15 protein-coding genes and 1 tRNA gene are annotated in these 17,229 nt (G+C 73.6%); 6 read left to right on the top strand and 10 right to left on the bottom strand.

What is annotated here, in order from left to right:
* Positions 1–20: 20 nt before the first annotated feature.
* The 7 genes from GTY67_RS10740 to GTY67_RS10710 all read right to left on the bottom strand — a co-directional run bounded on the left by GTY67_RS10740 (position 21) and on the right by GTY67_RS10710 (position 6,525).
* A tRNA-Lys gene (locus tag GTY67_RS10740) sits at positions 21–94 on the bottom strand.
* Positions 85–771 (bottom strand): bifunctional DNA primase/polymerase, encoded by a 687-nt coding sequence (locus GTY67_RS10735; protein WP_093688581.1) that lies wholly within the window; start codon positions 769–771, stop codon positions 85–87. Before GTY67_RS10735 ends, GTY67_RS10740 begins: the two co-directional genes overlap by 10 nt.
* A gap of 159 nt (positions 772–930) precedes the next feature.
* Entirely contained in the window at positions 931–1,275 is a 345-nt protein-coding gene (locus tag GTY67_RS10730) for a hypothetical protein (protein WP_093688579.1), read from the bottom strand.
* Positions 1,276–1,358: 83 nt separating this feature from the next.
* A complete protein-coding gene (locus tag GTY67_RS10725; RefSeq protein ID WP_161278512.1) occupies positions 1,359–2,702 on the bottom strand; it encodes an AAA domain-containing protein in 1,344 nt (447 codons plus the stop codon).
* A 31-nt stretch (positions 2,703–2,733) separates the two neighbouring features.
* Positions 2,734–4,353, bottom strand: coding sequence for a hypothetical protein (locus tag GTY67_RS10720; protein ID WP_161278511.1), 1,620 nt, complete (start codon positions 4,351–4,353; stop codon positions 2,734–2,736).
* A complete protein-coding gene (locus tag GTY67_RS10715) occupies positions 4,344–5,501 on the bottom strand; it encodes a hypothetical protein (RefSeq protein ID WP_237502746.1) in 1,158 nt (385 codons plus the stop codon). The genes GTY67_RS10720 and GTY67_RS10715 overlap by 10 nt, the downstream gene beginning before the upstream one ends.
* Position 5,502: 1 nt before the next feature.
* The gene (locus GTY67_RS10710) at positions 5,503–6,525 is read right to left on the bottom strand and encodes a phosphatase PAP2 family protein (RefSeq protein WP_161278510.1); all 1,023 of its coding nucleotides are present in this window, start codon (positions 6,523–6,525) and stop codon (positions 5,503–5,505) included.
* A 244-nt stretch (positions 6,526–6,769) separates the two neighbouring features.
* Here GTY67_RS10710 and GTY67_RS10705 point away from each other — a divergent pair, with 244 nt between their 5' ends.
* Positions 6,770–7,369, top strand: a complete 600-nt coding sequence (locus GTY67_RS10705; protein ID WP_161278509.1) for a histidine phosphatase family protein — start codon at positions 6,770–6,772, stop codon at positions 7,367–7,369.
* A gap of 282 nt (positions 7,370–7,651) precedes the next feature.
* Here GTY67_RS10705 and GTY67_RS10700 read toward each other — a convergent pair whose 3' ends face one another.
* Positions 7,652–9,013 carry a tetratricopeptide repeat protein gene (locus GTY67_RS10700; RefSeq protein WP_161278508.1) on the bottom strand — a complete coding sequence of 454 codons (1,362 nt, stop codon included), beginning with the start codon at positions 9,011–9,013 and terminating at the stop codon, positions 7,652–7,654.
* Between the two features lie 252 nt (positions 9,014–9,265).
* On the opposite strand from GTY67_RS10700, the gene GTY67_RS10695 reads away from it, so the two are divergent.
* Together GTY67_RS10695 and GTY67_RS10690 are read left to right on the top strand one after the other, a co-directional pair.
* Positions 9,266–9,724, top strand: coding sequence for a hypothetical protein (locus tag GTY67_RS10695; RefSeq protein ID WP_202461403.1), 459 nt, complete (start codon positions 9,266–9,268; stop codon positions 9,722–9,724).
* A gap of 80 nt (positions 9,725–9,804) precedes the next feature.
* On the top strand, positions 9,805–10,701 hold the full coding sequence (locus tag GTY67_RS10690; RefSeq protein WP_161278507.1) for a fused MFS/spermidine synthase: 897 nt from the start codon (positions 9,805–9,807) through the stop codon (positions 10,699–10,701).
* Between the two features lie 8 nt (positions 10,702–10,709).
* Here GTY67_RS10690 and GTY67_RS10685 read toward each other — a convergent pair whose 3' ends face one another.
* Positions 10,710–11,285: a hypothetical protein gene (locus GTY67_RS10685; protein WP_161278506.1), complete on the bottom strand. Its 576-nt coding sequence runs from the start codon at positions 11,283–11,285 to the stop codon at positions 10,710–10,712.
* A 143-nt stretch (positions 11,286–11,428) separates the two neighbouring features.
* Between GTY67_RS10685 and GTY67_RS10680 the strand changes: the two genes are divergently transcribed.
* The 3 genes from GTY67_RS10680 to GTY67_RS10670 all read left to right on the top strand — a co-directional run bounded on the left by GTY67_RS10680 (position 11,429) and on the right by GTY67_RS10670 (position 15,230).
* Complete coding sequence (locus GTY67_RS10680; protein ID WP_161278505.1) at positions 11,429–12,145, top strand: response regulator transcription factor; 717 nt, start codon at positions 11,429–11,431, stop codon at positions 12,143–12,145.
* Positions 12,142–13,614: a HAMP domain-containing sensor histidine kinase gene (locus GTY67_RS10675; protein WP_161278504.1), complete on the top strand. Its 1,473-nt coding sequence runs from the start codon at positions 12,142–12,144 to the stop codon at positions 13,612–13,614. The genes GTY67_RS10680 and GTY67_RS10675 overlap by 4 nt, the downstream gene beginning before the upstream one ends.
* Before the next feature lie 146 nt (positions 13,615–13,760).
* Positions 13,761–15,230 carry a cellulose binding domain-containing protein gene (locus GTY67_RS10670; RefSeq protein WP_161278503.1) on the top strand — a complete coding sequence of 490 codons (1,470 nt, stop codon included), beginning with the start codon at positions 13,761–13,763 and terminating at the stop codon, positions 15,228–15,230.
* A gap of 276 nt (positions 15,231–15,506) precedes the next feature.
* On the opposite strand, the gene GTY67_RS10665 is transcribed toward GTY67_RS10670, so the two are convergent.
* The gene (locus GTY67_RS10665; protein WP_161280032.1) at positions 15,507–17,177 is read right to left on the bottom strand and encodes a bifunctional aspartate transaminase/aspartate 4-decarboxylase; all 1,671 of its coding nucleotides are present in this window, start codon (positions 17,175–17,177) and stop codon (positions 15,507–15,509) included.
* Positions 17,178–17,229 lie beyond the last annotated feature (52 nt).

Below are 17,229 nucleotides of genomic sequence, written 5' to 3'. Positions count from 1 at the left end.
CGAGGGGCTTCTTCCGTCGGTGCGCCGTCAGGGACTCGAACCCCGGACCCGCTGATTAAGAGTCAGCTGCTCTAACCAACTGAGCTAACGGCGCCTGCTGACGTCGTAGACATTAGCACCCTGATCCGCCCGAGGAAAAATCGAATGTCCGGCCCCCTCGGACACCGCCGACCGGCCCACCCGGACACAGGCCCAGAGCAGCACATCGGGCCCCGGCAGCCACGGATTGCGGGTGTCGGGCGCCACCAGCCAGCGCGGCCCGGAACCACCGGACGGGCAGGTCAGGGGCGGTACGGTGACGGCGTCGCCGGTGCCGTGACAGAGCAGCGGAGGCACCTCGCCGCGCTGCGTGCGGGAGGTCCCGCCGCCGCCGGATCCCCACTCCTCCCAGGCCAGCAGCGAGGGCAGCCGCTGGGCCGTTCCGGGGGAGGCGAAGAGCAGCATCCGGCCCCGGTGCACGGCGACCGGACCGGTGCCCGGGCCCTCGGCCCACAGGCGCTCCACCATCCGCCGTCCGAACAGCGCGGGCACATTGACGACGTCGAACTGCGAGCCGCAGGGCAGTACCCCGGGCGAGGCCGGGCGCTCCTCCCACTGCGCGAGCGTGGAGCGCGGGTAGGCGGAGGCCCCCGCCAGCCAGGCGGCACCGGCGGCGGTCACCTGCGCGGCCTGCGTTCCGGTCTGGTCCCGCAGCAGGGCGAAGATGTCGACGGCGTGGGGCGCGGCTCCGCCGGCCTGAAGGGTCGTTTCGTCTTTCAGCCAAGCGCTCATGGAGAAAAGGTCTACCGGGAGTGACCGAGCTGATTCCGAGAGTTGCCGAAAACCCGGACAGGACGGGAGGGGAAGGAGTATCTTGCCCGCCCGGAATATGCCACGGGACCTGACCTCCGGCCTGGGGGCCTTTTCTTGGAACGCCCGTACGGGCCGGGCTCAGGCGGTGGAGGACGCGTCCAGCAGGGACCGCCCGAACTCGATCATCTTCTTCGCGTAGTCCTCGGTCCACTCCGCGCGCTCCGCCACATCCGCCGCCGTCAGCCGGTCGAACCGGCGCGGATCGGCGAGCTGCGCCGCCGCCATCGCCTGGAACTCCACCGACCGGTCCGTCGCCGCGCGGAAGGCCTGCGTCAGCTCGGTTGCGCGGGCCAGCAGCTCACGGGGGTCGTCCATCGACTCCAGGTCGAAGAAGTGCTCCGGATCGGCGGCCGCCTGAGACGGCTCGAAGAGCAGCGGCGCGGGGCGCAGCCGCTGCCGTTCGTTCCGCTCGGACTGTGTCATGTGCTGTTCCTTCCTCTGGCGGCCCCGGACGGCCACCCTCCATTGTCCAACCCCGCGCAAGAGGGCCACAGGCCTTTCCGGCCTTACGTCGCCTGGGGCCGCCACCGCACCCGGTGCTCGGCGAGGTGGGCCAGCACCGCGTGGTTGGCCTCCCAGCCGTCGGGGAACTTCACCGTGACGCCCAGCTGGACCGGCTCCGTGGACGGGTGCTCGTCCAGCAGGTCCGCCACCCCCTCCCGGCACACCACGATGCAGGCGTGCCGGTGGCGGGAGGCCAGGACGCACAGGCGGCCCGTCTCCAGGTGGAAGGCGGTCGCGTCGGGGCGGCCCGACAGCGGGTGCAGGACCACCGTGACGTCGAACTCGCGGCCCTGGAGCCGGTTCGCCGTGTCCACCGCCACCCCCGTGACGCCCAGCTCGGCGAGGGCGGCCCGCACCGCCGCCGCCTGGTCGCGGTGGGCCGTGCCGACCGCCACCCGGTCCGCCGTCACCGGAACCGGCTGCTCGGACCGCTCGCTGGTGGCGACACCGCCCCGGTCCAGCAGCCGCCGGACCACCAGCGCCACCGCCCGTACCGCCTCGGGGTCCGTACGCGGGGTGTGCCGGGCCGGCAGCTCCAGCAGCCCCCACCCGGCCTCGGCCGCCTCGTCCAGCACCCGGTCAGGCCCCGAGCCGTCCGAGGCCACCCCGAACGAGAGCTTCCGGTCCCCGTGGTCCGTACCGCTGCGGAACGGTGTGTACGGGTAGAACGCGGCCGACACCAGCGGCGCCGCCGACGCCGGGAGCCGCCAGGAGACCGGCAGCCGGTGCTGCGGCAGCTCCGGATTGTGTGCCAGCAGCGTGGAGACCGCGCTCGCCGACGGGTCGTAGCTCAGCCCCGCCCACTGGTCCGCGCCCACGATCGAGAACGGATCCAGCTGCCCCGGGTCCCCGACGAACAGCGCCCGCTCGAACAGCCCGGCCACGGCCAGCAGCGCGTCCGAGCGCATCTGGTACGCCTCGTCGACGATCGCGTGCCCCCACGGCTCCACGTTCTTCACATGCGCCCACTTGGCGGCCGTCGAGATCACCACGTCCAGCCCGGCCAGATCCGCCGCCTTCGCCGACTTCCGTACGTTGTCGAGGCCGTCCAGCACCTTGTCGTACGGGTCGGAGTCGCTGCTGTGCAGCCGCCCCACCGGCAGCTCCGGGTCCTTCTCCGCCAGCCGCACCACCAGGTCGTCGACCTGGGCGTTGGTCTGCGCGACCACCATCAGCGGATGCCCGGCGGCGGCCAGCTCCAGGGCCGCCCGGACCACCAGGGTCGACTTCCCGGCGCCGGGCGGGGAGTCCACGACGATGCCCCGGGCGCTGCCGCGCAGGGTGTCGTCGAGGATGGCCCGGGTCGCCCGCGCCGCCTCGGCACCGGGGTCGAAGAGGGTCGTCACAGCGGTCCCTCCGGGGTGACGGGGGTCGAGATCACAGCAGGTCCTCCGGGGTCACGGGGTCGGGGTGCTCGGCGCGCGCGGCGGCGTCCGCGCCCGGCGGGCCGCCGTGGGTCCACGGGGTGTCCTCCGGGTCGGGCAGCTTCGGCCCGCCGCGCTGGTCGTGCTCGAACAGGGTCCAGGCGATCCGCTCGCCCGGCTCCGGCAGCGAACCGGGCGCCGGCTCCTTGCCCCGGCCCATCCGGTCCATGATCCGCACCACGATCAGGATCTCGCCGTCGCCTGAGTCCTCGTCCTGCTCGGCCCGTACGAACTCCGCCGTCTGCGGCTTGCCGTCCAGCGAGCGGTACACCTTGGTCCGCTCGCCCAGGTGCGGCCGCTCGTCCGTGCGGAGGGTGACCAGCGGGCGCGGGGAGGGCCGCTTGGACTCCGTGTACGCCATCTCGACCTCGGCCACCTCCGCCACGAACGCCTCGCCCGCCAGCCGCCGCCCGGCCAGCACCAGCGGGTCGTCCAGCGCCTCCTGCGCCTCCAGCTGGGCCTGCGCGGTCTCGCGGGAGGCCAGCTTCTGGGCCGCCGTCACCGCGTCGTCGCGGCGCGGCTGCGGCGGCTCACCGGAGCTGACCCGGTCCCGGTGGGCGGTGAACGACCAGCGGTCCCGGGTCCAGCGGTCCTCGGCCCGGGACCCCTCGGGCAGCTCCCGCAGCAGGTCGAGGCCCTGCCACACCTTGTCCCAGGTCGGCAGCATCACCTTGGCGAGGAGGGAGCGGATCTCGCGCTCGGCGCCGCTCAGCTCGCCGAGCCGCTCGTCGGCCGTCAGCCCGTCCTCGGCCGCCGCCAGCGCCTGCCGGGCCCGGTCGTACTTCTCGATCGCCGGGGCGAGGAGCCGGTTGTCGAAGGCCGGGTCGGTGGCGGGCCCGGCGGGCGGGCACAGCAGCTGCCCGTCCTGGTCGCGGCCCACCTCGGCGCGGAGGGCCGCCTCCGCGCCGGTCATGTCCTGCGGCGGGTCGATCCAGGCGAGCAGCGCCCCGAGGTGCTGGTCCTCCAGGTTGCTCTGGCCGGTCGCCCAGTGCCGGTTCAGCAGGTCCGTGGCGGCGAGGAGCAGCGAGGAGCCGGGGACCCGGGCCCGCTCCCCGTAGTGCGTGAGCCAGCGGCCGAGCAGCGGGACGCGGACCGGGGCCGGGTACGGCGTCTCCGGGTCGTCCTCGGCGGTCCGGCGGAACCGCATGGAGCGGCCGAGCAGCCGGACGAACTCGATGCCCGCCCGGCTCGGCACGATCAGCTGGGGCGCGTCCGTGCACAACTCGACCTCGACCTTGGTCTTCTTGCCGGTCGCCGGGTCGGTCTCGTTGCGCTCGGCGGGCTCCACCACGTCCGCGTACGCCTCGATGTGCGGAAGCACCGCCTCCGCCAGCTCGGCCAGGAACGCGAACCGCAGGTCACGGTCGCGCGGCTGGGCGACGGCAAGGAGCCGGGGCTGATCGCGGTCGGTGCCGACCAGGGCGCCGAGCGGGGCCCCGGCCTCCCCGGCGGTGGTGAGCGGCACGATCACCAGCGGCCGGTCGGTGAGATGGCGGTGGCGGACGGTCGCCAGCGGCTGGGCGCGGCCGGAGTCGACGGCCTCCAGCCGGGCGAGGGTGCTGATCAACGACATGCGGCCGCACCTTCCCGGGCCTGTCCGCCCAAGGCTGCCGCGCCTTCCGGTGCCTCGGTACGCCCCTGGGCTTCGGCGCGCAGGGCTGCCGCGCTCTCCAGGGCGTCGGCGCGCAGGGCGGCGGCCCGGCGCAGCGCCGCCACGGTCGGGTCGGCGGGGTCGCCCTCCTTGCCCGCGGCGGCGGCCAGCACCCCGGCCACCGTGGTCAGCCCGCCCAGCTCCCCGCGCACACTCCGCCCGAGCGTCTCCACGGCGCCCTCGGCCCGGGACCTCGCCCGGCAGTGGAAGGCCAGCTCGCAGGCGGCCAGGCACTCGGGGGCGTAGGCGGCGGTGACGGAGGAGACGGCGGACTCCAGCTCCTGCGGCGAGCACGCCGGGTCGAAGGTCGTCCCCTCGGGCAGGGCCTCCGCGATGTCCTCGATGCGGGTGAGGCGCGTCAGCTGGCGGCGGGTCACGGCACGCTGCTTGCGTACGTCGACGACGGAGGCGGTCGGCAGGTTGGAGAAGTCCTTCGGGCAGACCAGCAGCACCTGATGGCCGACCTCGGCCCCCTCGGTCACCGCCGCGACCCGCTCCAGCGCCAGCACGTACACCGCGGCCTGGCGGGCGGCTGCCCCGACCTTCGCGGCGTCGGCGGAGGCGTCGATCATCGGGAACGACTTGATCTCGACCACCGTCCAGCGGCCGTCGGGGTGCACCACCACCGCGTCCGGCTCCAGATAGGCCGGGGAGCCCGCCACCTCCAGGGCCAGCATCGGGTGGTCCAGCAGCGCCCAGCCGCCCGCCGCCGTCGCCTCGCGCAGGGCGAGCGCGGTCCGGGCGGCCCGGCCCTCGGGACCGGCGGCGCTCAGATCGGGCGTGGCGGCGTCCGGGCCGGGGGCGGGGGCGGGGGAGCCGAGCCGCTCGTACAGCAGGCGCAGCAGCTCCGCCCCGCCGTCGGCCTTGACCTTGGCCTCGAACGCGTTGCCCCGCATGAAGGCGAACTGGGACTGCCCGAACGGGGCGGGGGAGCCGAGCGCCTCGGCCAGCACGCCCTTGTCGACCCCGGCGCCGTCCAGCAGGGCGCGGCGCTTGCAGCCCGGGTTCGCGGCGAGAGCGGCGAGCGCGCGGGCGTCCAGCGGGTGCGGGGCGACGGAGGGGCCGCGCAGCTCAGCGAGCCGCTGCCGGAGCGTCGTCGCCGGCCGCGCCGCCCGAGGCGCTTCCGCCGCTCGGGGCGCCTGCGGTGCCTGGGGTGCCTGCGCGCTGTACGGCGCCGACGGGGTCTGCCGCGCCGTCGGCTGCCGCGTCGGGGGAATCTGCGGAGGAGGTCCGCTGGCCGGGGATTCGCTCACCCGCGGAAGTCTTGCATCCGCCACTGACAATCGGGGACTTCACCGGCTCGGAGGCGGTACGCACGGTGGCGAAGGCGGCCCCCAGCCGCCCCTTCACCCGGTCGGCCAGCCGCATGACCGGCCTGGTCAGCAGGGCTCCGAGCCCCATCACGGCCGCGCCCGCGACCGCGTCCAGGAAATAGTGGTTCGCGGTGCCCATGACCACGATCGTGGTGATCAGGGGATAGGCGATACCGGCGGCCCGCAGCAGGGGGTGGCGGGCGTGGCGCCACAGCAGGACGCCGCACCACAGGGACCAGCCGACGTGCAGGCTCGGCATGGCCGCGTACTGGTTGGTCATCCCGCTCAGCCCGCGCGGGGCGCTCGCGCCGGTGCCCCACCAGCCGTACGCGCTGTACTGCGCCATCGTGTCGACGAAGCCGTGGCTCGCGTCCAGCAGCCTGGGCGGGCAGGTCGGCATCAGCGTGAAGCCGACCAGACCCAGCAGGGTCGAGTTCATCAGCCAGACCCGGGCCGCCCGGTACGCCGCCGACCTGCGCCGGAACATCCAGACCAGGACCGCCGGGGTGACCAGGTAGTGCAGGGATGCGTAGGCGAAGTCGGCGGGTATGCCCAGGGAAGGGGTGCTGGTGAAGAGGCGGTTGAGCGGGTGCTCGGCGTTGAGGTGGAACGCCTGCTCGAACCGGAGGATCGCCAGACCGTTGTCGACCGCCGTCGACACATCGCCGCGCACCAGGAGGCGGCCCATCGAGTACAGCCCGTACACCACCGCGATCAGTGGGAGCTCCGTCCACCAGCGGGGTCGATGACCGGTCGCGGGCAGGGCGGTGGCGTGCGGCATCCGGTGGCTCTCCCCGTGTTCATGCGGCCGACGGTGGGCGTTCAACCGTAAGGCGGCGGTCGCCCGCCACGTCCCCCGGGGGGTCCCCTGGTGGACGGCCCCGTGAGCAGCCTGCCCCGCCGTGGCTCCGGTACCGCGGTGGACGGCTGCTCAGGGAGGGACGTCCCCGCCGCCCCGGAGGTTGCCCTTCCGGGCGGTGCGGGATGATGGAAGGCCCAGCACCACCGTTCCAGGGAGAGCCTTCATGGCACCGCGCATCCTCCTCGCCCGGCATGGCCAGACCCAGTGGTCGGTCCAGGGCAACCACACCGGCAGGACGGACATCCCGCTCCTGGACACCGGCCGCGAGGGCGCGAAACTGCTCGGCGAACGGCTGCACCGGGCGCCGTGGGGCGGCCTGCCCGGCGTCGAGATCCGCACCAGCCCGCTGGTCCGGGCCGCCGAGACCTGCGAGATCGCCGGGTTCGGGGAGCGGGCGGAGCGGTGGGACGCGCTGATGGAGTGGGACTACGGGGCGTACGAGGGGCTGACGCCGACGCAGATCAAGGCGGACCGGCCGGACTGGCTGATCTGGCGCGACGGGGTGCCGGAGGGGGAGTCCCTGGCGGAGGTCACCGCCCGCGCGGACGAGGTGGTCGGCTGGGCGCGGTCGGCCGATCGCGACGTGCTGGTCTTCGCCCACGGCCACATCCTGCGCGCCCTCGCCGCGCGCTGGCTGGGCGAGGACCTGTCCTTCGGCGCCCGCATCCGCCTGGAACCGACGTCGCTGTCGGTACTGGGCTGGGCGTACGGCGAGCCGGCGATGGAACGCTGGAACGACACGGGGCACCTGGAGGCCTGCTAAGCCCGTCCGGCGTTTGAGGACGGAAGCCCGGCCCCGCCCGCTCCCGCAGCCGGAGGGGCCGTCCCTCTCAGCCCGTCCGGCGTTTGAGGACGGAACCGTCGAGCACGTTCCGGGTGCACGGCACGCCTCTCCCGCGCCACGGGATCCAAAGGCCCCCCGCTCACCCGGGCAAGGGTTCCGTCCTCAACGCCGGACGGGCTGGAAATGCCTCCCCGCAACGGGCTGAACCCTCCCAGGCACGGGCTGAAAGCGCCCCCGCAACGGGCTGGATGCGGCCGCCCATCAGGCCGACAGGCACTCCCGGTGGCGGGTCAGGAACGACACCGCCCCGGACCCCCCGCCCGCCCGGGCCTCCAGCACCCGCGCCGCCCCCGCCACCATCCCCCGGATCCGCGAGGACTGGACCCGGTCCAGCAGGTCCAGCACCTGGTGGCCCGTCGACCCCGCCTCCTCCACCCGACCCGCCCGCGCCAGATCCCCCGTCAGCTGCGCCCGGTACAGCGCGAGGTTCCGGGTGAAGTGCGCGTCCTGCAACGTCACCGCCCGCCGCCCGTGCCGCGCCGCCCGCGACCAGTCGCCCAGTGCCGACCAGCACTGCGCCTCCAGCAGCTCCAGCTCCGCCTCCCGGAAGAAGCTCATCCACTCCGGGTCACCCCCGGCCGGCCCCCGCTCGAACGCCGCCCGGGCCCGCCCGATCGCCCGGTCGCACCCCGTACGGTCCCCGAGCCCCGCCCGGCCCCCCGCCTCCCGCAGTGCGAGCAGCGCCAGCAGCCGGGGCGAGCCGAGCGTGCGGGCCGCCCGCTGCCCGGCCTCCGCCGCCCGTACAGCCTCACGCGGCCGCCCCGCGTCCCGGGCCAGGAACGACGTGTTGCAGAACGCGTGCGCCTCGAGCCCCGCGTCTCCCGCCAGCCGCGCCGTCGCCAGCGCCTCCGCGTAGTGCGAGCGCGCGTCGTCGAACCGACCCGAGTCATGGGCCAGCCACCCCACCGAGATGGCCAGCTCACCCGCGCCCGCGTGCAGCCGGTCCGCGGTGGCCCGCCGCGTCGTGGTCCCCGAGTCCAGCAGCTCGTACGCCGCCTTCAACGGCCGCGCCGCCTGCCGGTAGAGCCCGTCCCCGCCGTGCCGGTCGTCCAGCACCCGGATCCGTCGTACCGCCTGCTCCACGGCGTCCACCTCGCTCTCACCGACCCGGCGCTGTGCGGGCAGGGAGATTCGGGCGGCGGCGGAGGCGGGCGCCCCGCCGAGACCCAGGGAAGCGGCGGCCACGGTGGCCGTGCCGCTCATCATGAACACGCGACGCAGCACGTCGCTCTCCTCGTCGGTGTGGTGGGACTCGTCGGGTGCGGGGGGCGGGGCCGGCTCGGGGACGACCCGCGCCCCCCGCCCCCGTACGCTCTCGCGGGCCGAGAACCCCAGGTCGGCCAGGGAGGCCCCGGGGAACATGTGCAGGAAGACCCGTTCGTACGCGTAGTTGGGACAGCGGATCTCCCCGGACTCCACGCGTCCGATGTACCGGGCATCGCACGCGACCTGCTCACCGATCTCCCGCGCCGCCCGGCGGACGGCGGCCGCGAACTCCCCTGCGGAGCGCTGTCCGCGCAGCTGGCGGAAGACGAGGTTGGGAACTGCCCCTGTCGACACCATGGCCGGCCCCTCTCTGGTGCAAGCGGTGCAAGCCGGGTCCTGCTTTCCGGTGTCCCGGCGGAGCAAGAACGTACCTGCTGTGACAGGGAACACACACGGTCATTCCTCGCATATATGCGCATCCCGCCCGCGATCCGCCATGAACTGCCACCCTTTGCGGCGGTGTGGCCCCGTAGCCCTTGACGCTCCGTCGCCGTTGGTCCATGTGGAGACGGAGTGTGGCTCCGTTCGGCGATGAGAGGAGGGGTTCCCTTGCTGCACATCGGCATGGAGACCGGCTCACGGACGACCGCGACGAACCCGACGACGACCACGACCCCCACCAAGACCCCGGCATCCGCACCCGCACCGGCCCCCGCGGAACAGCCCTGCGACCTCGTCACCGTCCCCGCCCGCCAGGGGCTGGAGGCCGTCGACATCCTCCGCCGCGGCCGGGACCACGAGGCCGTCGGCCCGGTCCTGCACAACGGCGCCTGCGACACTCTCGGCTTCCTCGTCCCGCCCGGCACCGCCGACGCCTGGGACGTACCGGGCAGCGCCTGTACGCGGACCGACGGCCGCGGGCTGCGCATCCCCACCACCCCGCCCGCCGCCGGTTCCGGCTGGCTGCTCCCGCCCGCCGAGGACGCCCCGGTCACCGACCCCGCCGTCCTCCGCGCCGCCCTCGACCAGGCGGCCCGCCTGCTGGAAGCGGCCGACGGCTGCAACTGAACCGGCCCATAATGGCCGGACGGGCGGACACCTCCGCCGCTGCCGGTATCCCGGGCCCCCACCAGCAAGGACCAGCGCACGTGGCACGACGAGGAGCGCCGACCGGGGGCAGGAAAGAACGCCGAGGCGCGGGCCGGGGTGAGCGCGAACCCTTCTCCGGGCCCGTCGACAGCGGCCGCGCCGAGCTCATACCCGACCGGGAGCGCCCGGACGCCTGGACGCTGCTGCTGGACGGCGCCCCGCAGTCCCACGTGGACCTCGGCGACCCCGCCCACCTCTCCTTCGCCTACCAGCGCCGGCTCGGCCACGTCATCGACCTGGCCGCGCCCCCGCTCCAGCCCCTCCACGTCCTCCACCTCGGCGGCGGCGCCTTCACCCTCGCCCGGTACGTGGCCGCCACCCGCCCCCGCTCCACCCAGCAGGTCGTGGAGGTCGACGCGGCGCTCGTCCAGCTCGTCCGCGACCGGCTCCCGTTGGACCCGCAGGCCCGGGTCCGGGTCCGGGTGATGGACGCCCGCGAAGGGCTCGGCAAGCTCCCCGACGGCTGGGCGGACCTGGTCATCGCGGACGTCTTCAGCGGCGCCCGCACCCCCGCCCACCTGACCTCCGCCGAATTCCTCACCGACGTACGGCGGGTGCTGAAGCCGGGCGGCCAGTACGCCGCCAACCTCGCCGACGGGCCCCCGCTCGCCCACCTGCGCGGCCAGGTGGCCACCGCCGCCACCGTCTTCCCCGAACTGGCCCTCGCCGCCGACCCCGTGGTCTGGCGCGGCCGCCGCTTCGGCAACGCGGTCCTGCTGGCCTCCGCCCTGCCGCTGGCCGTCGCGGAGTTCACCCGCCGGGTGGCGAGCGACCCGCACCCCGGCCGGGTCGAACACGGGCGGGCGCTCACGGACTTCACCGGCGGCGCGGCGGTCGTCACGGACGCGGCGGCCAAGCCGTCACCGGCGCCCCCGCCGTCCGTCTTCGAGGCGTAGTGAACGGCTCACGGTTCGACGACCTGCACCGTCGGCGGCGTCCCGTTCCAGGTGCAGAACACCGAGTACGTCTTCCCGTCGGCCCCGCCCCCGTCGCTGAAGTCGACCCGGATCCAGGCGTCGTTCGTCCACACCTGCATCGACCAGCCCGGCTCCGGCGTCGCCGAGACCAGCTTCGCCGAGCTCTTGCCCAGCTCGAAGACGACCCGGCCGCCGTCGGTCCGGTACCCCTTCACCTCACCGGAGTTCGCGGCGGGCTTGGGGGAGGCCGGAGGGGGCGCCGGGGTGTTCGACGGCGTACGGGAGGGGCGTGCGGCCGACGGTGAGGGGCTCGCGCTGCTGCTGTCCGCCGAGGGGGAAGAGGGGGAGGGCGACGGCGAGGAGCGGTGCGTCGACGAGACGAGCGGCTCCTCGGTGGACTGCCCGATCCGCTGCGGTGCGCCCGCGCCCACGGAGATCGGCACCGCCCGGGGCGGGTCGTACGCCGTCCCGGTCATGACCGTGTGCACACCCCACCACGACAGCGTGACCGCCGCGCCGGTGGCGAGCGACCACGCGAGCGCGTGTACGAGTCCTCGTTGCATCCGGCACATCCTGCACCACGCACACCTGGGCTGTCCCCCTCCGGTACGTCTCATTCCGTTTTCGTTCCGGCCTTTGCGGAGGATTCCGGCGGGGTGGGACGGGGCGGGGACCCGGCCCGTCCGCATGGCGTACGGTGCCGCCCATGGCAAGTGTGCTCGTGGTCGAGGACGACCAGTTCGTACGTTCCGCCCTCATCCGGCACCTCAGTGAGGCCTCCCACACGGTACGGAGTGTGGGCACCGCGCTCGAAGCGCTGCGCGAGGTCGCCCACTTCCGCTTCGACGTGGTCATCCTCGATCTCGGGCTGCCCGACCTGGACGGCGGCGCGGCGCTGAAGATGCTGCGGTCCATCACCGACGTCCCCGTCATCATCGCCACCGCCCGGGACGACGAGAGCGAAATCGTCCGGCTGCTCAACGACGGAGCCGACGACTACCTGACCAAACCCTTCTCCGTGGAGCACCTCTCCGCCCGCATGGCCGCCGTGCTGCGCCGCTCCCGGGCGGCAGGCGACCAGGCACCGCCGCCCAGGGTGATCCGCGTCGGCGGGCTCGCCATCGACCCGCTGCGCCGCCGCGCCGAGCTGGACGGCGCCGAACTCGACCTGACCCGGCGCGAGTTCGACCTGCTGACCTTCCTGGCCGGGCGCCCCGGCGTCGTCGTCGCCCGCAAGGAGTTGCTGGCCGAGGTCTGGCAGCAGTCGTACGGCGACGACCAGACCATCGACGTCCACCTGTCCTGGCTCCGCCGCAAGCTCGGTGAGACCGCCGCCCGGCCGCGCTATCTGCACACCCTGCGCGGGGTCGGCGTGAAGCTCCAGCCGCCCGCCGACGCCCCGGCCGTGGAGCCGCCCGCATGAGATGGGCCCTGGTCAAGGTGTGCCTGGCCGTCACCGCGATGGTCGTCATCGCCTTCGCCGTACCGCTCGGGCTCGTCATCCGGGAGATGGCCAGCGACCGGGCCTTCTCCGACGCGGAGCGGCAGGCCGCGATGATCGCCCCGGCGCTCTCCATCACCACCGACCGCGAGGAGCTGACCCGGGCGGTCCTCTCCACCGAACCGGGCGACCGGGGGCGGCTCGCCGTCCATGTCCCCGCCCCCGAGAAGGCGGCGGACGGAACCGTGGGCGAGGCGCTGGACATCGGCACCCGGCGGGCGAGCCCCAAGGACGTCGAGACCGTACGCAAGGCGGGCCGCGCCTCCATCACCGAGGTCACCGGCGGATTCGCCCTGCTCCAGCCCACCGCCCTGTCCACCGGAGACATCGCGGTCGTGGAGGTCTTCGTCCCCGAGGGCGAGGTCTCCAACGGGGTCGCCACCGCCTGGCTGATCCTGGCGGGCGTCGGCGTCGCCCTGATCGTCGGCTCGGTGGCGGTCGCGGACCGGCTCGGCGTACGGATGGTCCAGCCCGCCCAGCGCCTCGCGGGCGCCGCCCAGGACCTGGGGGAGGGGCGGCTCGGCACCCGGGTACCCGAGGAGGGCCCCACCGAACTCCGGTCCGCCGCAGTCGCGTTCAACTCCATGGCCGACCAGGTCGTCCAGCTCCTGGCCAACGAGCGCGAGCTCGCCGCCGACCTCTCGCACCGGCTGCGCACCCCGCTCACCGTCCTCCGGCTGAACGCCGCATCGCTCGGCGAGGGCCCGGCGGCCGACCAGACCCGGGCGGCCGTGGAGCAGCTGGAGCACGAGGTCGACACGATCATCCGGACCGCCCGCGAACAGCGCCCGCAGACCCAGGGCGTCCAGACGGGCGCCGGGGCCGGGTGCGACGCCTCCGAGGTGATCCGCGAACGCATGGGCTTCTGGTCGGCGCTGGCGGAGGACGAGGGGCGTGAGGTGCGGCTCGCGGGAGTGGACCGTACGGTACGCATCCCCGTCGCCCGACCCGAACTGGCCGCCGCCCTCGACGCGTTGCTCGGCAACGTCTTCCGCCACACCCCCGAGGGCACCGCCTTCGCCGTCGACGTCCACCACAGCGGCGACGCGGTCATCGTCCTCGTCTCCGACGCGGGCCCCGGCATCGCCGACCCGGCGGCGGCCCTGGCCCGGGGCGCCAGCGGCGGCGCCAAGGCGGGCGCGGTCGGCTCCACCGGCCTCGGCCTGGACATCGTGCGCCGGGTCGCCGAGTCCACCGGCGGCGACCTGCGCATCGGCCGGTCCGTGCTCGGCGGCACGGAGGTCCGGATCTGGATCGGCCTGCACGGCAGCAGCCCGGAGCGCGGACGGCGCGGCCACGGCCGCCGGGTCACCCGCCGGTTCGGCCGCCAGCGCCGCAAGGAGACCCGGACCACGGCCGGTCCCGGAGCCCATCCCGGGGCCCATCATTAATCCGCTCCCATGCGTTCCTTAAGCGCACCCTAAGAACATCAACTCGGGTCCGTAACGCCCTCTTTGCCCGTTCCGCTGCCGCTAGCGTGCTCCTGCACCCCCCCACAGGGACATCCGCAGGACACAGAGGCAGGCAGGGCACGTTGATGGGTTCCAGGACGCACCGCCGCACGGCGGCCACCCGCACCAAGGCGATCGGCGCGGTCGTCGCCGCGGCGGTCGTCGGCGGGACGGTCTTCGCCCTGACCGGTACGGCGCAGGCCGCCGCGATCGGGGCGGCGTACACCCGGACCAGCGACTGGACCAGCGGCTACACGGGCCAGTACGTCGTCACCAACGAGACGGACAGGACCCTCACCGACTGGACCCTCCAGTTCGACCTTCCGGCGGGCACGGAGATCGGCTCGCTCTGGAACGGCGAGCACACGATGCAGGGCAACCGCGTCACCGTGAAGCCCGCGAGCTGGGACAAGGAGCTGGCCCCCGGCAAGTCCGTGACGGTCGGCTTCGTCACCTCCGCCACCGGCACGGCGGGCGACCCCGCCTCCTGCCTCATCAACAACGCCACCTGCTCCGCCGGCGGCCCGGCCCCCACCCCCAGCGGCCGCCCGACGGACACCCCCACGACCGCGCCCACTCCCGCCCCCACGGAGTCGGACCCGGTCCCACCGACCCCCACGCCGGCCCCCACCGCCACCGATCGCCCCGGTGGCGGCGGGGAAACCGGCTCCCGGTTCGCCCCCTACATCGACACCTCGCTCCACCCCGCCTTTGACCTCCTCGACACCGCCACCAAGACCGGGGTGAACGAGTTCCACCTCGCCTTCATCACCTCCGGCGGCAGCTGCGCCCCGCTCTGGGGCGGCGTCACCGGCCTCGGCGACGACCAAGTGGCCAAGCCGATCGGCGCGTTGAGGGCCAAGGGCGGTGACGTCCGGGTCTCCTTCGGCGGCGCGGCCGGTGCCGAACTGGCTCTGAACTGCTCCTCCTCCGCCGAACTCGCCGCCGCCTACGGCAAGGTCGTCGACGCCTACCAGCTCACCAAGGTCGACTTCGACATCGAGGGCGCCGCCCTGCCCGACACGGCCGCCAACACCCGCCGCGCCCAGGCCATCGCCCGGCTCCAGAAGAAGTACCCGGACCTGGACGTCGCGTTCACCCTGCCCGTCATGCCCGAGGGGCTGACCCAGCCCGGCATCGACCTGCTCGCCGACGCCAGGAAGAACGGCGTCCGGGTCGACGCGGTCAACATCATGGCGATGGACTACGGGCCCGCCTACAGCGACGACATGGGCGAGTACGCGATCCAGGCGGCGACCGCGACGCAGGCCCAGATCAAGGGAGTTCTCGGGCTCTCCGAGGCCGCCGCGTGGAAGGCCGTCGCCATCACCCCGATGATCGGCGTGAACGATGTCGTCACCGAGATCTTCACGGTCGAGGACGCCGCACAGGTCGTGAAGTTCGCCCAGGAGAAGGGCGTCGGCCGCCTCGCGATGTGGTCCGGCACCCGCGACAAGGCGTGCCCGGGCGGGCCCAAGCCGGCCGCCGACGCCACGTGCAGTTCGATCGACCAGGAGCCGCTGGCCTTCACGAAGGCGTTCGCGGCCTACCGCTAGGGCCTGTCGTCAAACTGCCGTCTGCCGTGCGGCGTCTGGCACGCACGCTCGCGGCGTTGCCGAAATGGCCAAGTAGCTCCGCTACGAGGCCATTCCGGCGCCTTGCGATCGCACGCACCAGACGCCGCGCGGCCGCCCTTCGGGCGACGACGGCAGTTTGACGACAGGCCCTAGCCCCCACCCGGAAGCCACCACTGCCCCCCACCCGTACGCCCCGGCCGGGCCACCCCACCACCGGCCGGGGCGTGCCCCTTTCCGGGCGCCCGGAGGACGACCTCAAGCGCCGGACGGGCTGGAGGTACCGGCCCGCCACTCCTGCGCGTACTCGTCGAAGATCGCCCGCAGATGGTGCCCGATCTTCAGGTAGTCCAGGTCGTCCAGGTTGGCCAGCGACACCCGCACCGACCACTCCGGACCGTCGAAGCCGCCCCCGTTCAGCAGGACCACCGACGTCTGCTCGGCCAGCCGGAACAGCGGGTCCACCGGCTCGTAGTTCGCCTCCAGGAACTGGGCGAACAGCTTCCCGTGGACGCGTTCCGCCTCCGCCAGCAGGTCCAGTTCGATGTAGTACGCCGCCCGCTTCGGGTCCTCCGAGACCTTCATGTGCACGCCCTCCAGCAGGAGTTCGAGCCGCTGCCGCACGATCGCCCGGATGCGGTGCTTGTACTCCTGGCCCTCGTCCAGCATGTCGAAGAGCGAGAACAGCGCCATCATCACCTGCTGCGGAAGCGAGAGCCCCGCCGTGTGGTTGAGCGCCACCTGCCGGGAGTCGGCCACCATCCGGTCGATGAACCGCATCTTCTCCGGCTCCAACGACAGCGTCCCGTAACGCCTGTTGAGCCGCTCCTTCTGCTCCGGGCCCTGCTCCTTCAGCATCGCGTCGATCACGTTGTCGTCGTGCAGCGCGATCACCCCGAGCCGCCAGCCGGTCGCCCCGTAGTGCTTGGAGTACGAGTAGACGAGCAGCGTGTTGCGCGGCAGGTCGCCGGCGAGCGAGCGGAAGCCCTCCACGAACGTCCCGTACACATCGTCGGTCACGATGATCAGGTTCGGGTTCTGCTCGCCGACGATGGCGGCGATCTGCTCGCTGACCCGTGAAGAGAGCGCCAGCGAGGGCGGGTTGCTCGGATTGACGCAGCAGACCATCTTCACCGACGGGTCCGCCAGCTTGGCGATCTCCTCCTCCGGGTAGCGCCACTGCCGCACCCCGGTCTCGGTGAACAGGTTCGCCTCCACATGGACGACGTCGAACCCGTACGTGTCCAGCTCGGGGATCTCCAGGTACGGGGTGAACACCGGGACCATCAGGGCGATCCGGTCGCCCTTGGCCAGGATTCCGTTCTGCATCAGCGAGTCGAAGATGTAGCACATCGCCGCCGTACCGCCCTCGGTGGCGAACAGGCTCAGCGTCTGCCCCTCCGGCGGCCGGTGGTCGAACATCTCGTCCGCGAGATAGCCGCGCACGATCTCCTCGGTGTGGCGCAGGATCCGGTCCGGCACCGGGTAGTTGTCCCCGATCGAGGAGTCCGCCAGCTCGTGCACGAACGCGTCCCGGTCGAAGCCGAACCGCTTCACCGCCAGGTCCACGGACGCCTTCAGCAACTCGATGCCGGGCAGCTCCGGATGCGTACGGACGAAGCGCTCGAACCGCTCCGCGCACCCGGCCTCCTCCGGCATCCCGCCCAGGTTGTCCGCCGTCCAGACCCGGCGGCACTCCTGGATCGCGAAGTAGCCGAGCGCGTGGTACGCCTCACGGGGGCCGGTGGCGGTCCAATTGGGGTTGCCCCGGCCCGCGTTGAGCATCGCGCGCGTCGTCTTCCCCTTCTGGCCGGGCTTGTCGCTCTGCGCCTCCGTCGCGATCCGGATGAACTTGTCCTTCAGCTCGAAGGGCGAGAGCTGGGCGAAGGACCGGATCTCTTCCCGGCTGAGGCGGGTGGTCTGGGGCATGGCGGTGTCCGCTCCGTGGAGGTCGTCGGTGGTCGGGAGGCCTGGGGTCGCC

Source organism: Streptomyces sp. SID8374, assembly GCF_009865135.1.
Taxonomy (GTDB): domain Bacteria; phylum Actinomycetota; class Actinomycetes; order Streptomycetales; family Streptomycetaceae; genus Streptomyces.
This window is presented reverse-complemented; position numbering and strand designations above follow the sequence as displayed.

What these genes read in the sequence shown, in the direction of transcription:
- GTY67_RS10735 (WP_093688581.1), bottom strand. Translation starts at nt 771, where the DNA reads ATGAGCGCTTGGCTGAAAGACGAAACGACCCTTCAGGCCGGCGGAGCC.
- GTY67_RS10730 (WP_093688579.1), bottom strand. Translation starts at nt 1,275, where the DNA reads ATGACACAGTCCGAGCGGAACGAACGGCAGCGGCTGCGCCCCGCGCCG.
- GTY67_RS10720 (WP_161278511.1), bottom strand. Translation starts at nt 4,353, where the DNA reads ATGTCGTTGATCAGCACCCTCGCCCGGCTGGAGGCCGTCGACTCCGGC.
- GTY67_RS10710 (WP_161278510.1), bottom strand. Translation starts at nt 6,525, where the DNA reads ATGCCGCACGCCACCGCCCTGCCCGCGACCGGTCATCGACCCCGCTGG.
- GTY67_RS10705 (WP_161278509.1), top strand. Translation starts at nt 6,770, where the DNA reads ATGGCACCGCGCATCCTCCTCGCCCGGCATGGCCAGACCCAGTGGTCG.
- GTY67_RS10700 (WP_161278508.1), bottom strand. Translation starts at nt 9,013, where the DNA reads ATGGTGTCGACAGGGGCAGTTCCCAACCTCGTCTTCCGCCAGCTGCGC.
- GTY67_RS10685 (WP_161278506.1), bottom strand. Translation starts at nt 11,285, where the DNA reads ATGCAACGAGGACTCGTACACGCGCTCGCGTGGTCGCTCGCCACCGGC.
- GTY67_RS10680 (WP_161278505.1), top strand. Translation starts at nt 11,429, where the DNA reads ATGGCAAGTGTGCTCGTGGTCGAGGACGACCAGTTCGTACGTTCCGCC.
- GTY67_RS10675 (WP_161278504.1), top strand. Translation starts at nt 12,142, where the DNA reads ATGAGATGGGCCCTGGTCAAGGTGTGCCTGGCCGTCACCGCGATGGTC.
- GTY67_RS10670 (WP_161278503.1), top strand. Translation starts at nt 13,761, where the DNA reads ATGGGTTCCAGGACGCACCGCCGCACGGCGGCCACCCGCACCAAGGCG.
- GTY67_RS10665 (WP_161280032.1), bottom strand. Translation starts at nt 17,177, where the DNA reads ATGCCCCAGACCACCCGCCTCAGCCGGGAAGAGATCCGGTCCTTCGCC.